This is a genomic window from Thioclava sp. ES.031 (genome assembly GCF_002563775.1).
Classification (GTDB): domain Bacteria; phylum Pseudomonadota; class Alphaproteobacteria; order Rhodobacterales; family Rhodobacteraceae; genus Thioclava.
Genome location: NZ_PDJO01000001.1, coordinates 492,621 through 508,832, shown reverse-complemented (window position 1 = coordinate 508,832; position 16,212 = coordinate 492,621). Strand labels below are relative to the sequence as shown.

14 protein-coding genes are annotated in these 16,212 nt (G+C 62.4%); 12 read left to right on the top strand and 2 right to left on the bottom strand.

The genetic code is table 11. From position 1 onward, the window contains the following. Positions 1–879: a cytochrome c oxidase subunit II gene (coxB, locus tag AXZ77_RS02565; protein WP_098409909.1), complete on the bottom strand. Its 879-nt coding sequence runs from the start codon at positions 877–879 to the stop codon at positions 1–3. A gap of 168 nt (positions 880–1,047) precedes the next feature. Here coxB and tldD point away from each other — a divergent pair, with 168 nt between their 5' ends. The 5 genes from tldD to AXZ77_RS02540 all read left to right on the top strand — a co-directional run bounded on the left by tldD (position 1,048) and on the right by AXZ77_RS02540 (position 8,036). Beyond that, entirely contained in the window at positions 1,048–2,472 is a 1,425-nt protein-coding gene (gene tldD / locus AXZ77_RS02560) for a metalloprotease TldD (RefSeq protein WP_098409908.1), read from the top strand. A 196-nt stretch (positions 2,473–2,668) separates the two neighbouring features. Beyond that, positions 2,669–3,715, top strand: a complete 1,047-nt coding sequence (gene dprA, locus AXZ77_RS02555) for a DNA-processing protein DprA (RefSeq protein ID WP_098409907.1) — start codon at positions 2,669–2,671, stop codon at positions 3,713–3,715. 102 nt (positions 3,716–3,817) lie between these two features. Next, positions 3,818–6,421 carry a type I DNA topoisomerase gene (gene topA / locus AXZ77_RS02550; protein WP_098409906.1) on the top strand — a complete coding sequence of 868 codons (2,604 nt, stop codon included), beginning with the start codon at positions 3,818–3,820 and terminating at the stop codon, positions 6,419–6,421. A 277-nt stretch (positions 6,422–6,698) separates the two neighbouring features. After that, positions 6,699–7,403: a CoA transferase subunit A gene (locus AXZ77_RS02545; RefSeq protein ID WP_078521876.1), complete on the top strand. Its 705-nt coding sequence runs from the start codon at positions 6,699–6,701 to the stop codon at positions 7,401–7,403. A gap of 3 nt (positions 7,404–7,406) precedes the next feature. Beyond that, positions 7,407–8,036, top strand: coding sequence for a CoA transferase subunit B (locus AXZ77_RS02540; RefSeq protein WP_078602074.1), 630 nt, complete (start codon positions 7,407–7,409; stop codon positions 8,034–8,036). A gap of 36 nt (positions 8,037–8,072) precedes the next feature. Here AXZ77_RS02540 and AXZ77_RS02535 read toward each other — a convergent pair whose 3' ends face one another. Beyond that, entirely contained in the window at positions 8,073–8,963 is an 891-nt protein-coding gene (locus AXZ77_RS02535) for a lytic transglycosylase domain-containing protein (protein WP_255266392.1), read from the bottom strand. Between the two features lie 354 nt (positions 8,964–9,317). On the opposite strand from AXZ77_RS02535, the gene AXZ77_RS02530 reads away from it, so the two are divergent. The 7 genes from AXZ77_RS02530 to AXZ77_RS02500 all read left to right on the top strand — a co-directional run bounded on the left by AXZ77_RS02530 (position 9,318) and on the right by AXZ77_RS02500 (position 16,201). Beyond that, the gene (locus AXZ77_RS02530) at positions 9,318–9,557 is read left to right on the top strand and encodes a hypothetical protein (protein WP_098409905.1); all 240 of its coding nucleotides are present in this window, start codon (positions 9,318–9,320) and stop codon (positions 9,555–9,557) included. A gap of 164 nt (positions 9,558–9,721) precedes the next feature. After that, positions 9,722–9,961, top strand: a complete 240-nt coding sequence (locus AXZ77_RS02525) for a hypothetical protein (RefSeq protein ID WP_098409904.1) — start codon at positions 9,722–9,724, stop codon at positions 9,959–9,961. A gap of 102 nt (positions 9,962–10,063) precedes the next feature. Continuing rightward, the gene (gene cpaB / locus AXZ77_RS02520; protein WP_098409903.1) at positions 10,064–10,933 is read left to right on the top strand and encodes a Flp pilus assembly protein CpaB; all 870 of its coding nucleotides are present in this window, start codon (positions 10,064–10,066) and stop codon (positions 10,931–10,933) included. 210 nt (positions 10,934–11,143) lie between these two features. Beyond that, a complete protein-coding gene (locus AXZ77_RS02515; RefSeq protein WP_098409902.1) occupies positions 11,144–12,535 on the top strand; it encodes a type II and III secretion system protein family protein in 1,392 nt (463 codons plus the stop codon). Positions 12,536–12,552: 17 nt separating this feature from the next. Then, positions 12,553–13,197: an OmpA family protein gene (locus tag AXZ77_RS02510; protein WP_255266391.1), complete on the top strand. Its 645-nt coding sequence runs from the start codon at positions 12,553–12,555 to the stop codon at positions 13,195–13,197. 261 nt (positions 13,198–13,458) lie between these two features. Continuing rightward, positions 13,459–14,727: an AAA family ATPase gene (locus tag AXZ77_RS02505; RefSeq protein WP_098409900.1), complete on the top strand. Its 1,269-nt coding sequence runs from the start codon at positions 13,459–13,461 to the stop codon at positions 14,725–14,727. 19 nt (positions 14,728–14,746) lie between these two features. Beyond that, complete coding sequence (locus AXZ77_RS02500; RefSeq protein ID WP_098409899.1) at positions 14,747–16,201, top strand: CpaF family protein; 1,455 nt, start codon at positions 14,747–14,749, stop codon at positions 16,199–16,201. Positions 16,202–16,212 lie beyond the last annotated feature (11 nt).

Here is a 16,212-nt window from a genome sequence, read left to right as displayed (position 1 = left end):
TCAGTTCTGTGCGACCCGAACCGCGCCATCCGTCTCGACCGAGGCGAAGTCATTCTTCGCACGCTCAAGCCAGTTAGCGTAAACTTCCGGTGAGACAACTTTGACCACGATGGGCATGTAAGCGTGATTGGTGCCGCAAAGCTCCGAACACTGGCCGAAATACACACCTTCTTGATCGGCCTTAAACCACAATTGCGCGATCCGGCCCGGCACGGCGTCCTGCTTCACGGCGAAAGCGGGCACGGTCCAGCTGTGAATCACGTCTGCGCCAGTGACTTGCACGACGATCGTCTTGCCCGCGGGCACCACCATCGCGTTGTCGGCTGCCAGCAGATATTCGTCGGGCGCATAGCCATGATCTGCGAGTTCGTCTTTCGCGAGCATCAGCGAATCGAACGCCACGCCCTCATCGGGGTATTCGTAGCCCCAGTACCACTGGTAGCCGGTCACCTTCACGGTGATGTCGCCTTCCGGGATTTCCTGCTGATTCCACAGCGCGGGCAGCGAAAACGCCCCGATCGCCACGAGAATTATGATCGGCACGAAGGTCCAGGTGATTTCGAGCGGCGTGTTATGGGTGAAGCTGCGCGGCGTCGGATTGCTGCGGCTGTTGAAGCGCAGGATCGCGTAGATGATCAGCGCGAACACGAAAACGCAGATCGCGGCGATGATCACCAGCAGCATATGGTCGAGCCATTGCTGATCCTCCGCGAGGTTCGAGGACGCGGGCTGGAACCCCGTGCCGCCCAGATGCGGCTTACCGATCACCGGCAGCCCCTTGATCATGTCCTGAGCCGAGGCCTGCCCGGCGACGAGCGTCAACATAACAGCCGACGTGACAGTGGCCGCGATGCCGCGGCCCTTGCTTGCAAAGCGCATAAGTCCCATGTCTCCCTTTTGGCGGCGTTTCTCCCTGCCGCCCGACGGCGTTCGGCTCTCCCAAACCGTTCACCGTTGCGTGTTCTCACTTTAAAATCATATTGGGAGGGTGGCGCAAGCAAAAGCTGCGACATTTTGTCAAAATTGATCGCCTTAGCAGGAGTCCAGATGACCAAGCCCGACCGTTTCGCCCCTTTCGAGGACAAGCTCGACCAGGATCGCGCGCTGCATCTGCTGCGTGAAGCGACATCAGGGGCCGAGGATGGCGAGCTGTTTCTCGAACAGCGCCGGTCCGAGGCCCTGGTCTTCGACGATGGCCGGGTGAAGACCGCCTCCTACGACGCCTCCGAAGGATTCGGCCTGCGCGCGGTGAAGGGCGATGTCGCGGGCTATGCCCATTCGACCGAGATCTCCGAAGCCGCGCTGAAGCGGGCGACAGAGACGGCGCGGCTGGCCGTGGGCGATGGCGGCGGCACGATGGCACCGCCGCCCAAAGGCACGAACCTGAATCTTTATAGTGATACGGATCCCGTCTCGGATACGCCCTTCGCCGCGAAGATCGACATCCTGCGCGAGATCGACGCGTTTGCCCGCGACCTCGACCCGCGCGTCGTGCAGGTCTCGGCCTCGATGGCGGCGAGCTTGCAGGAAGTGTTCATCCTGCGCCCCGAGGGCGGGCTGGTCTCGGATATCCGCCCGATGGCGCGGATCAACATCTCGGTCATCGTGGAAGAGAACGGACGCCGCGAATCCGGCGGTCATGGCGGCGGCGGGCGGTTCGGCCTGACGGGCCTGATCGAGCCCGCGCATTGGCAGCCGGTCGCGCGCGAGGCGCTACGCATCGCGCTGGTGAACCTGCGCGCAGAACCCGCGCCTGCGGGCGTGATGGATGTGGTGCTTGGGCCGGGCTGGCCGGGCGTGCTGCTGCACGAAGCGGTCGGCCACGGGCTCGAAGGCGACTTCAACCGCAAGAAATCTTCGGCCTTCGCCGGGCTGATGGGGCAGCAGGTGGCGGCGAAGGGCGTCACGGTGCTCGATGACGGCACGATTCCCGACCGGCGCGGTTCGATCACGATCGACGACGAGGGCACGCCCTCGGGCAAGAACGTGTTGATCGAGGATGGCGTGCTCGTGGGCTACATGCAGGACCGCCAGAACGCGCGCCTGATGGGCGTCGAGGCCACCGGCAACGGGCGGCGCGAGAGCTTTGCCCATGCCCCGATGCCGCGCATGACCAACACCTATATGCTGGGCGGCGATGCCGATCCGGGCGAGATCCTCGCCGATCTGAATGACGGCATCTATGCGGTCGGCTTCGGCGGCGGTCAGGTCGACATCACCAACGGCAAGTTCGTCTTCAACTGCACCGAAGCCTATCGCGTGAAGAACGGCGTCGTCGGCGCACCGGTGCGAGGCGCGACGCTGATCGGCGATGGGCCGACCGCGATGCAGCATATCCGCGCCATCGGCAACGACCTCGCGCTGGATCCCGGCATCGGCAATTGCGGCAAGGCGGGCCAATGGGTGCCGGTGGGTGTCGGCCAGCCGACCCTGATGATCGGCGGCCTGACCGTGGGCGGCTCGGCCGCGTAAACGATTCGCCGACGGGCGTGGGGGAGACGATCCGGCGAGGCCTTCCCCGCGCCCCCCAAGCGACCAATCGGTGGCGCCGAAAATCTGCAACTAAAACGTGAAAAATTTATCCCAAACGCGTTACGACACGGGTTTTGGTAACGAGTTATTAAGAATAACCCGGCAGAAAGGGCGGGCGATTGAGGCGGAGGGCCGGATGGAAACAGATTTGTTTTCTTACCCCACCCCCTTCACCCCACCCACCACGGAAGAAGATGAACTGCCGGTTCTTCGCCTCATTCGTTCCCGACGTGTCGGGCCCACAACCTTCCACAGATTGATCGGTGAACATGGCTCCGCGGCGGCAGCGCTCGCGGCTCTGCCCGAAGTGGCACGCGCGGCGGGCGTTACCGATTACGCCCCCTGCCCCGAAAAACAGGCCCGCGCCGAGATCAAGGCGGGCAAGGCCGCCGGCGCGCGGCTGTTGATCCATGGCGGGCCGGGCTATCCCGCAGCACTCGCCGAGATTGACGACGCACCGCCCGTGCTCTGGGCGCTTGGTCAGCTGGAATTGCTCACCCGCCCGATGGTCGCGCTGGTCGGCGCGCGCAATGCCTCTTCGCTGGGCCTGCGCATGGCGAAGCGGCTGAGCGAAAGTCTCGGCGAGGCGGGCATCTGCGTGGTCTCCGGGCTGGCGCGCGGGATCGACGCCGCCGCCCATGAGGCCGCCCTGCCCACGGGCACGATCGCGGTGCAGGCGGGAGGGATCGACGTGATCTATCCGCAGGAGAATACGGCGCTCGCCCGGCAAATGGCCGAGACCGGGCTGCGGCTGACCGAGGCCCCGCCCGGCACCCAGCCGCAGGCACGCCACTTCCCTGCGCGCAACCGGATCATCTCGGGGCTCAGCGCAGGCGTCGTCGTGGTCGAGGCGGCGCTGAAATCGGGCAGCCTGATCACCGCGCGTGACGCGCTCGATCAGGGGCGCGAGGTGATGGCCGTGCCGGGCCATCCGATGGACGGGCGCGCGGCGCCACCGGACCCGCGCCCTGCGCCAAACCCTCCGCCAGCGCGCCGCGCCGTGACAAGCGGCGATCTCGGCGCAAAGATCCTCGAACGGCTCGGCCCCTCGCCCACCGCCGAGGATCAGGTGATCCGCGATCTCGACGTGCCTGCCGCGGTCTTCTCGCAAGCCCTCACCGCGCTCGAAATCGAGGGCAAGATCGAGCGGCATCGCGGCGGGCTGATCAGCCGTCCGCTCTGAGAGGGACGGGATTACCTCAGGGTCAGGACGCATTGACAATTCGCCCCAAACGCCCACATGTTCCGCGCCCAGACCCTTTTTGCACTGAATAGTGAGGACCTTATGGCTGTTGTTGTCGTCGAATCCCCTGCCAAGGCCAAGACGATCAACAAATATCTAGGGTCTGACTACACCGTTCTCGCCTCCTTCGGCCACGTCCGCGACCTGCCTCCGAAAGACGGCTCGGTCGATCCCGAGCACGATTTCGAGATGAAATGGGAAGTCGCGAGCGACTCGAAAAAACACATCAAGGCGATCACCGACGCGCTGAAAGACGACGACACGCTGATCCTCGCAACTGACCCTGATCGCGAAGGCGAAGCGATCTCGTGGCACCTGCAGGAAGCGCTGGAGAAGAAGCTCAAGGGCAAGAACGTCTCCCGCGTCACCTTCAACGCGATCACCAAAACCGCGATTCAGGAAGCTATGAAACATCCGCGCGACGTCGATGCCCCGCTGGTGGAGGCCTATCTGGCCCGCCGCGCGCTCGACTATCTCGTGGGCTTCAACCTCTCGCCGGTCCTGTGGCGCAAGCTGCCCGGCGCGAAATCGGCGGGCCGCGTGCAGTCGGTCTGCCTGCGTCTCATCGTCGAGCGCGAGATGGAGATCGAAGCCTTCAAGCCGCGCGAATACTGGACGGTGAAGGTGATCCTGACGACGCCGCGCGGTCAGGAATACGAGGCGCGCCTGTCGGTTCTGGGCGGCAAGAAGCTCGAGAAATACGACCTCGAGAACGAAACCGCGGCCGAGATGGCGGTGCAGGCGATCACGTCGCGCGATCTCAGCGTGACCTCGGTCGAGGCGAAACCCGCAAATCGCAACCCCTACCCGCCCTTCATGACCTCGACGCTGCAGCAGGAAGCCAGCCGCAAGTTCGGCTTCGGCGCGCGCGCCACGATGTCGGCGGCGCAGCGTCTCTACGAGGCCGGTCACATCACCTATATGCGGACCGACGGCATCGACATGGCACCCGAGGCCGTGATGCAGGCCCGCGATGCGATCAAGGACAAGTTCGGCGACAGTTACGTCCCGAAATCTCCGCGCATGTACAAGAACAAGGCGAAGAACGCGCAGGAAGCGCACGAATGTATCCGCCCGACGGATATGTCGAAGTCGCCCGACAAGCTGAAGCTCTCCGACGATCAGTGGAAGCTGTATGATCTGATCTGGAAGCGCACGATCGCGTCGCAGATGGAGGCCGCGCGGTTCGAGCGCACGACCGTTCTCGTCGGCTCCGGCGATGAGCAGGTGGAACTGCGCGCGACCGGCTCCGTCGTCGTGTTCGACGGCTTCCTGAAAGTCTACGATCAGGGCCGCGACGACGACGAGGGCGAGGACAGCAACCGCCTGCCGCAGATTCACGAGGGCGAAGAGGCCAAGAAGGGCGACATCACGCCCGAGCAGCACTTCACCCAACCGCCGCCGCGCTACACCGAGGCGACGCTGGTCAAGCGGATGGAAGAGCTAGGCATCGGGCGCCCCTCCACCTATGCCTCGATCGTCACGACGATTCAGGATCGCGGCTATGTGCGCAAGGACAAGAACCGCCTGATGCCCGAGGATACCGGGCGGCTGGTGACGGCCTTCCTGTCGAATTACTTCAAGCGCTACGTCGAATACGATTTCACCGCCGATCTGGAAGATCAGCTCGACGATATCTCGGCGGGCGATCGCGACTATAAGGAAGTGCTCAAGCGCTTCTGGCGCGATTTCTCGGCGGCTCTGGAAGAGACGTCGGAGCTGCGCATCTCGGAAGTTCTCGACAAGATCGACGAGGTTCTCAGCCCCCATCTCTATCCGCCGCGCCCCGACGGGTCCGACCCGCGCATCTGCCCGCTTTGCGGCAACGGCAAGCTGCATCTGAAGACCGCGCGCTCCGGCGGGGCCTTCATCGGCTGCGGCAACTATCCCGAATGCCGCTTCACCCGGCCTCTCTCCGCGCCCGATGGCGATGACGAGGTGCAGGCGCTCGACGGCAAGGTGCTGGGCTATGACGAGGATCAGGCGATCACGCTGCGCGTCGGTCGCTTCGGCCCCTACGTCCAGAAGGGCGAGCCGACCGAGGATGTGCCCAAACCGCCGCGCGCCTCGCTGCCCAAGGGCTGGAAACCCGAGGAAATCGATCTGGAGAAAGCGCTGCTTCTCTTGAGTCTGCCGCGCGAGATCGGCCCGCACCCGGAAGATGGCGAGCTGGTCGAAGCCGGGATCGGGCGCTACGGGCCCTACGTCAAGAAGGGCCGGATCTACGCGAACCTGCCCGAGGTCGACGAGGTCTTCACCATCGGCATGAACCGGGCCGTGGAGGTGATCGCCCAGAAAGCCGCCAAAGGCGGGCGCGGAGCCGCTGCGAAGCCGCTCAAGGAGCTGGGCGAACACCCCGAGGGCGGCCCGATCGCGGTCATGCCGGGGCGCTACGGGCCTTACGTCAAATGGGGCAAGATCAACGCGACCCTGCCGAAAGAGCTGGAGCCGGAATCCGTCACGCTCGAAGACGCGCTTCCGCTGATCGAGGCGAAAGCGGCGAAGAAGGGCGGCGCGAAGAAGAAAGCCGCCCCCAAGAAGACAGCCGCGAAAAAGCCCGCTGCGAAGAAACCGGCCGCCAAGAAGACCGCCGCGAAGAAACCCGCGGCGAAAAAGACGGCAACCAAGAAGACCGACGAGGAGTGAGGCGCCCGCGCCCCACTTCTTCTCGATCAAAATATCCCGGGGGAGCGCGACAGCGCGGGGGCAGAGCCCCCCCTCTCTGAGGTCTTGTCGCCCTACGGCGACGGGGACGACCCCCCTCTCTCTCAAGTCTTGTCGCCCGACGGCGACGGGGGCAGAGCCCCTCCCCCGGTCTATTTACGCGTGAAGTTGATCCTGGCACCCGCCTTCGCCGCATCGCAGCAATTGACTCCCCCCCGCCCCGGCGTCATCTTCACGCGCACATGAGCGGAGGATATCCATGAACAAGATTTACGGTTCCGCGGAAGAGGCCCTGGACGGGCTTCTTTTCGACGGAATGCTGATCGCGGCCGGGGGCTTCGGGCTTTGCGGCATCCCCGAAATGCTGATCGACGCGCTGGTCGAGAGCAAGGTCAAGGACATCACGGTCGCGTCGAACAACTGCGGCGTGGACGGGTTCGGCCTCGGCAAGCTGCTCGATACCAAGCAGATCAAGAAGATGATGTCGTCCTACGTGGGCGAGAACGCGGAATTCATGCGCCAGTATCTGAGCGGCGAGCTCGAGCTGGAATTTAACCCGCAGGGCACGCTGGCAGAGCGCATGCGCGCCGCCGGCCACGGCATCCCCGGTTTCTACACCAAGACCGGCTACGGCACGCAGATCGCCGAAGGCAAAGAGGTGAAGGTGTTCAACGGCGAGCACTACATCCTCGAAGAGGGCATTTTCGCCGACGTCTCCATCGTGAAGGCGTGGAAAGCGGACGAGACCGGCAATGCGATCTTCCGCAAGACGGCGCGCAACTTCAATCCGCCGGCGGCGATGTGCGGCAAGGTCTGCGTGATGGAAGTCGAAGAGATCGTGCCCGTGGGCTCGCTCGACCCCGACTGCATCCACCTGCCCGGCATCTACGTGCACCGCCTGATCCAGGGCGAGCACGAGAAGCGCATCGAGAAAGTCACCACCCGCGAAAAGAAGGAGGCCTGACCCATGGCATGGGATAGAAATCAGATGGCCGCCCGCGCGGCGCAGGAGCTTGAAGACGGCACCTATGTGAACCTCGGCATCGGCATCCCTACGCTGGTCCCGAACTTCATCCCCGAGGGCGTGCACGTCACGCTGCAATCGGAGAACGGCATGCTCGGCATGGGCCCCTTCCCCTATGAGGGCGAAGAGGATCCCGACCTGATCAACGCCGGCAAGCAGACGATCACCGAACTGCCCAACACGGTCTATTTCGACAGCTCGATGAGCTTCGGCATGATCCGCGGCGGCAAGATCGCGATGGCGATCCTCGGCGCGATGGAAGTGGCCGAGAATGGCGATCTGGCGAACTGGATGATCCCCGGCAAGCTGGTGAAGGGTATGGGCGGCGCGATGGACCTCGTGGCGGGCGTGAAGCGCGTCATCGTCGTGATGGACCACACCAACAAGCATGGCGACAGCAAGCTGCTGAAGGAATGCACCCTGCCGCTGACCGGCACCGGCGTCGTCAACCGCATCATCACCAATCTCGGTGTGCTCGATGTGGTCGAGGGCGGGCTGAAGATCGTCGAATGCGCCGAGGGCGTCACCGAAGACGAGATCCGTGCCGCCACCGAGGCGACGATCATCAACTGATCGCCTTCCATAGGCTAGAGACGTGAAGAGCGGCCCTCAGGGGTCGCTCTTTGCCATTTGGGTGACCTGGAAGACGCAGCCGTCGCTCACCAGCTGTGGACGCGTCGCACAGAGCCCCCGTGCCACGTTCCACGCCGCCAGCACCTTCGGCACGTAGTCGCGCGTCTCCGCAAAGGGCGGCACGCCGTCATTGCGCTTCACCGCGTTCTCGCCCGCGTTATAGGCGGCGATCACCATCAGCGGATCGCGGTCGAATTCCTTCATCAGCCAGTCGAGATAGCTCACCCCGCCCGCGATGTTCTGCGCCGGGTCCTTGCTGTCTTCGACGTCGAACCGCTCAGCGGTGGCCGGGATCAGCTGCATCAGCCCCACGGCGCCTGCATGGCTTTGCACGTCATGCCGTCCGCCCGATTCCACAGCGATCATCGCCAGCACCAGCGCGGGCGAGACCTCGGTTCCGATGGTCGAGCGCAGGATATCGGTGCCATGCGTGCGCGCGATCTTGGCCAGATCGTTGAGCCGCGGTTCGCGCACCCTTGTGCCATTCGGTCCCTGCGACAGCGCGGAGATCGCCTGATCGAACCGACCCGCACGCTCTCCAAGGCGCGGCGAGACCTTTTTCCAATACCACGCGTAATGCGCAGGCGCGCGCGGGGTGGGCGTAGAGGCCGCTGCGTTCCCCGTCGCGCTGTCCTCTTTGGCAGGCGCCGTTTCCGGCTCCCAAGGCTGCTTCGCCATCGCGGCGAGTTGGCGCTTCTGTTCCTCGGGGTCGATCTGGATCGTGATGAAGCGCTTGGTGCCGGGCGCAGGCGGCTTGACCGTCTTTGGCTTCACGCTCTTGAAGACGGGAGCCGCAGGCTCGGCCCCCACGGGCGCGACCACGGCCACCATCGCACTGCAGAGGATTCCTGCGAAAACTTTGCGCATCTGCGCCACCTGCTCACTGCCTCGCGCGGCTCTCGAGGGCCGCTTTAGCCAGACTATCCCTGAAAACCCGGAAAAATTCCAGAGAATCCGCCCTTTTCAGGCCGACGATTCGTGGTCCGACAGCCGAAATTCGGACGAAAAATGCAAATCTCACAAAAAGTTAGATTTTTGTTTCGTTAATTAACAATGACTTAGCGGATTCGTCAGCCGCAATTTTCGTTTTCGCGAAATCGCCTGCGATGCGCCCAAATCGCGCCACGTTCCGGGGGCCATATGTCCCCATACCGCGAGACGGAAACCGGCACGGACGCCAACCGAGATTGCGGGGCAGAGACAAACCTTAGGAGAGACACCATGATGAAGTTTTTCAAAATCAAGAAGTTCCACGACGAAGAAGACGGCGCTGTGACCGTTGACTGGGTTGTGCTGACCGCTGCTGTCGTCGGCCTCGGCGCCGCTGCAATGGCGCTGATCCGTAGCCAAACCGGTGAGCTCAGCGGCAAAATCGCAGAATATCTTGACGGCGCCAAAGTTGAGAAGACCTTCACCGACACCGAGTCCGGCTTCACCAATAACGGCACGGATGATAGCTGAACCTCATAAAAAGATCTTTATGGGCCGCTTTGTTGGCGGCCCATTTCATATCCGAGTGACGACGATGCTGGCCTGACATCTCAAGTAATGACCCCACGCCAGAATTTTCACTTCAATCCGGCGAATGCTTTCCTCTGAAGGCCTATATTTAGGGAAACTATGCCATGTTACCGACGAACCCCAATCGAGCTCGCCTTCTAAAAGACGAAGAGGGAGCAGTGACCGTAGATTGGGTGGTGTTGACAGCGTCCCTAGTCGCTCTGGGCTCGATGGCGACGGTGCTTATCTGGCAGGAAACTGCAAGTGTTTCTGGAAAGACGGCCGAGTTTCTTGACGGGCAGAAACTTGTCTCAACCTTTGCTGAAAATGAAATCAATAGCGAAGGCACAACCGGCATCGATTGAATTCACTTAATCAGCTTCGACGTGACACGGTTTCGCCATTGTTCTTGTTTATACTGCGCGAAGATGCCCCCACGCCGATCGGAACCGAAAAAGGATGAACACATGCGACTGATCTTCGTTCTATTCTTGGTTGCAGGCGTCGGCCTCGCTGGTGTCGCCGTTATGATGGCGCAGGGACAGATCGCGCAGTTTCAAGCAGAACGCGATCAGTTGGCCGCGATGCAGAAAAACGCGCCGAAGCTTGCTGAAGTCGTGGTCGCGCGTAAACCGCTTAAATACGGTGAGCATTTCGGGCCGGAAGACCTTGCGATTATCAAGATTCAAGCAAATGCGGTGCCGAAAAACGCCTTTACCGTAATCGCTGCAAAGCAAGGCACCCCGGAAGCCACACGGGCCGCGTTCTTGGAGGGAGAAACCCGTGACCGGGCTTCGATGCGCTCTCTTGCGCCCGGCGAAATGCTGCTCGCCTCGCGTGTCACTCAACCGGGTGAGAACGCGGGCATCATGGCCAGCCTACCTGACGGTCGTCGCGCATTTACCATCCAAGTCTCGTCGAGCTCAGCCGTCTCGGGATTCTTGCGTCCGGGCGATCTGGTCGATGTATATTGGTCCGGCCAAATCGACGGCGAGCCGGTAACCAAGCTGATCGACAGCAATCTGAAACTGATCGCGATCGATCAGAGCACCAATCCCGACCGTACAAAAGCGACGCAAATCGCCCGCTCGGTCACCGCCGAAGTCAGCCCCGAGCAGGTCGCGGCCCTGACACTCGCGCAGAACACCGGGCGCCTGACCCTCTCGCTCGTCGGCCTCGACAACAGCGCACAGCTTGGCCAGATCGAAATCAACCGTGACGAGCTGCTTGGTATCCAGAAGCAAGAGGCCAAGAAGGTAGAAAAAGCGCAGGTCTGCACGATCAAGACCCGCAAGGGCACGGAAGTCATCGAGACGCCGATCCCCTGCACCAACTAAATAAATGACAAATATCAGTCATTTGCGCGGAGCCCTTCGGGGCCCCGCTTTTACATGTGACCGTTTATCCACATCAAGAACGGCGCTCAATCCATTGATTCTTGCAAAAAAACAGGTCTTGGCGCATTCTCCTTTGCAATAATGGACCAAAACAGTCCCTAAGCAGACAAAAGATTTGCGAGTGGCGTGATCGGAGAGGCAGGGTCACAGATGAAATTGAAAACCTTAATGCAGGCCTGCCTATGCGGCATGGCGCTGAGCGTCGCGGTGATGAGCCCGGTGCAAGCAGACACGTTGCGGATTCTGTCCGGGGCGACTCAGGCTCCGCTGACGGTTCCGTTGAACCGCGCGGTGGTCGTGGAAAGCGACACGCCGTTTTCGGAACTCTCGATCGCCAATCCCGGCATCGCGGACATCCAGACCCTTTCGGATCGCTCGATCTACGTGCTGGGCAAGGTGCCGGGCCGGACGACGCTGACGATCCTTGGTGCCGATGGCAAGCTGGTTTCGAATGTCGACGTTCAGGTGACCCCGGACCTCGCGGAGTTCAAGGAACGCCTCAAACAGATCCTGCCCGGCGAGAACATTCAGGTGCGCACTGCGAATGACGGGATCGTCCTATCGGGCACGGTCTCCTCGGCGCAGAAGCTCAGCCGCGCGCTGGAACTCGCCAATCGTTACGCGCCCGACCGGGTGTCGAACCTGATGATGGTCGGCGGTACGCAGCAGGTCATGCTGAAAGTGCGCTTCGCCGAGATGCAGCGCTCGGTCGCGAAAAGCCTTAGCTCCTCGATCAATGCGAGCGTCGGTCCGCGTGGTGGCTTCGGGACCGGGGCTGGCTTCGGCGGCACCCAGACTACCACCCTCGGCGCGACCACTCAAAGCTACGACAACGGCATCGGCCTTGGCCTCACCCGTGGCACGTTCCAACTGGGCGTTCTCATCCAGGCGCTGGAAAACAAAGGCGTCGTACGCACCCTCGCGGAACCGAACCTGACCGCACTTTCGGGCCAGTCGGCGGATTTCCTCGCCGGTGGCGAATATCCGATCCCGGTGCTCAACAACGGCGATGTCTCGATCCAGTACAAACCGTTCGGCGTCGAGATGTCCTTCACGCCGCGCGTGGTGGACGGTGACGTGATCAACCTAGAAATCGCCGCCTCGGTCTCCTCGATCGACACGGCGAACGGTTATACGAGTGGTACGTTCAACGTCAGCGCTTTCAAGAAACGCTCGACCTCGACCACGGTTGAGATGCGCGACGGCGAAAGCTTCGCGATCGCGGGCCTGCTTCAGGACGACTTCAACGATTCCGTGGGCCAGATTCCGTGGCTCGGCGATGTGCCGGTGCTCGGCGCGCTGTTCCGCTCGACCGAATTCGAACGCAAGCAATCCGAACTCGTGATCATCGTCACGCCGCATCTTGTCTCGCCCGTCAAGGGTGACACGCTGGCGCTGCCGACGGATCGCCTGAAGCCGCCAACCGAGTCCGAGCTGTTTCTCAACGGCAGAACCTCGGGCGGCAAAGCGCCGCAAAAAGGCCCTGCTGCAGAAGTCGCCAAGCAGGACTTCTCCGGCTCCTATGGCTATGTGATGGAGTGAGCGAGATGGCTGGAAACATGAAACTGCGTACTCTCGCGATCACCATCGGCACCGTCGCGGCACTGGCTGGCTGCACCGAAGGCACCCAGACCTTCAATTCCGAGGTCGGCTCAACCACGGAAGGATCGCTGGGCTTCGGCTCCGCCATCGCACAGAATCAGGCGATGATGAGCGGCGACAAAAGCTACGTCATCAATATGACGCGCAAGTTCGCCGCCGATGTGCCGAACACGGTGCATTTCGCCTTCAACTCGTCGGTGCTCGATGCGCCGGCGCGCAATGCGCTGTCGCAGCAGGCGAACTGGATCCGACAGAACCCGGAAGTGCGCTTCCGCGTCTACGGACATACCGACCTTGTCGGCTCCAACGCTTATAACAAGGCTCTGGGGCTGCGCCGCGCGCGTGCGGTGGTGAATTTCCTCGTCTCGCAGGGCATCTCGCGGTCTCGGCTCGAGGCGCTCGTGTCCTACGGCGAAACGCATCCGCTGGTCTACACGCAGGCCCCGAACGAACAGAATCGTCGCACCGTCACCGAGGTCTCGGGTTTCGTGACCAAGGGCAAACCGATGTTGCTCGACGGCAAGTACGCGGCGGTGATCTATCGCGACTACATCGCCTCTGCAGCGGCCAGCAGCGGCGACAGTGGCGGCGGCGGCAACTAAGCTTCTGAAATTACTAACCTCGTCGCATTTTGCGGTAGAGAACATCTTTTGACGGCGGGCGCTTTCAACAAAGCCCGCCGTTTTTCTTTATCGTCTCTCTTTATCCCACAATTGAAACAGTCTGGCCCCAATGTCGCCCAGATTGGAACCGAGATTGATCCTCGACGGAATAGGCGCGTCCAGCGAGTCGCGTCCGGTCCGCGGTGTATCAACAGAGTTAACGGAACACCGCCGCGGGTCATGAAAAAGAGGACAGAGGCAATGACTGCAGCAGCTATCATGACTTCGGAGCCGGCCCCGATTCAGGCCTGCACCGTGTCCCGCGATGTGTCGAATTTCGACCTGCTGATCGAGGATATGGAGACCGAGCTTGGTGAAAGCTGGGGCGACTTGACCTTTGATGAAGCGGTAATTTTCCTGAGCCAACCCGACGCGGAACAGCTCGAGTTCATCGCGATCGCCGTGGATGGCGAAGACGAGGACGAGCTGACCAAGATCTCCGGCATCATCACCGAGGCGAAGGACCGCAATATTCGCGTCATCCTGATCGCCGACGAGGTCAGCCCGATCGCGCTGCATCAGCTGCTGCGCCTCGGCGCCGATGATTTCGTCCCCTACCCGCTTCCCGAAGGTGCGCTCCATGACGCGATCGAGCGTCTGGGCCAAGCCGCGCCGCCGCCCGAGATGGCACCCAACATGAACGCTCCGACATTCTCGGCGAGCGGCAATCATGACGGTGTCGTTCTTCCGGTCCACGGCCTGTCCGGCGGTGTCGGGGCCAGCACCTTCGCGGTGAACCTCGCCTGGGAAATGGCGACGATCCATGACGGTAAGAAGAAGAAAAAAGATCCTTCGACCTCGCCGAAAGTTTGCCTGCTCGATCTCGATCTGCAATTCGGCGCTGCGGCGACCTATCTCGACCTGCCGCGCCGTGAGGTGATCTACGAGATGCTCGCCGATACCGAGCATATGGATAAGGAAACCTTCCGGCAGGCGATGCTCAGCTTCAACGACAAGCTCGATGTGCTGACCGCGCCGACCGACATGCTGCCGCTCGATCTGCTGAGCGGCGAGGATCTGGAGCGCCTGATCGACATGGCGCGCGCGCATTACGATTTCGTCGTGATCGACATGCCCTCGACCGTGGTCAGCTGGACCGAGACGGTGCTGAACAAGGCGCATCTCTATTTCGCGCTGATCGAGCTGGACATGCGCTCGGCCCAGAACGTGCTGCGGATGCAGCGTGCGCTGAAATCCGAAGGTCTGCCGACCGAGAAGCTGCGCTACGTGCTCAACCGCGCGCCGAAATTCACCGATCTGAACGGCAAGGCCCGCGTGAAGCGGCTGGCCGAGAGCCTCGATATCTCGCTCGAACTGCTGATGAGCGATGGCGGCAAGCAGATCACGCAGGCCAACGACCACGGGCTCCCGCTGGCGCTCTCGGCGCCGAAAGTGCCGCTGCGCAAGGAATTCCAGAAGCTCGCCGGCTCGCTGGTGGAGCTGAACGAAGCCGTCGAAGCGGCAGCCTGACCCGAAAGGACACGTCCAGATGTTTTCGCGCTACAAGAAAGACGGGGCAAAGCCCACCAACGGCAAGGCCGCCCCCCCGCCGCCCGCGCCCGGTGCCGCCAAGCCGCCGCCGATCGACGCTGCGCCGAAGACGCAGGTGCATCGCAAGTTGGCTCCCCAGAAGGTCGCCGCCGACCCGGTGGCCGCCGACAAGGAAAAGAAGCGCAAACAGCGCCTTCAGGAACTCAAGGTGGAGCTGCACAAGCGCCTGCTGGAGAACCTGAACCTCGCCGCGCTCGAGCACGCCTCGGAACGCGAGCTGCGCGCGGAGATCGCCGACATCACTGCCGAGGCGATGACCGAGCTTTCGGTCGCGCTGAACGCGCAGGACCGCCAGGCGCTGCAGCAGGAGCTGTATGACGAGGTCATGGGTCTCGGCCCGCTCGAGCCGCTGCTCAAGGACGAGACCGTCAACGATATTCTGGTCAACGGCCCGCAGCAGATCTTCATCGAGCGCGACGGCAAGCTCGAACTGAGCGACATCACCTTCAAGGACGAGCGCCACCTGCTGCGCATCATCGACAAGATCGTGTCGGCCGTGGGTCGTCGCGTCGATGAATCCAACCCTTACGTGGACGCCCGTCTCGCCGATGGCTCGCGCTTCAACGCGATGGTGCCGCCGATCGCGGTGGACGGCTCGCTCGTCTCCATTCGTAAGTTCAAGAAGGACAAGCTCGGGATCGACGATCTCGTCAATTACGGCGCCTTCACCGAGGAAATCGCGGCCTATCTGCAAGCCGCCGTCGCGACGCGTCTCAACGTGATCGTCTCGGGCGGGACGGGTTCGGGTAAGACGACCACGCTCAATGCGCTGTCGTCCTTCATCGACAACTCCGAGCGTATTCTGACGATCGAGGACACGGCCGAACTTCAGCTGCAACAGACCCACGTGGGCCGGATGGAAAGCCGTCCGCCGAACGTCGAAGGCAAGGGCGCGGTCACCCAGCGCGACTGTCTCAGGAACGCGCTGCGGATGCGTCCCGACCGTATCATCGTCGGCGAAACGCGCGGCGAGGAAGTGATCGACATGTTGCAGGCCATGAACACCGGCCACGACGGGTCGATGACAACGATCCACGCGAACTCCGCCCGTGACGGCGTGGCGCGTCTGGAGAACATGATCTCGATGTCGGGCATCGAGATGCCGATGAAGGCGATGCGCAGCCAGATCGCATCGGCTGTGAACCTGATCGTGCAGGCCTCGCGTCTGCAGGACGGCTCGCGCCGCATGGTTTCTGTGACGGAAATCACCGGCATGGAAGGCGACGTGATCTCGATGCAGGAAGTCTTCCGCTACGAGCGTCTCGGCCTCGCGCCCGACGGCAAGATCATCGGCCGCTTCACCGCGACCGGCGTGCGCTCGCATTATTCCGATCGGTTCCGGCAATGGGGCTACGACCTGCCGGCTTCGATCTACGAACCCGTGCAGGACTAAGGACACCCCGC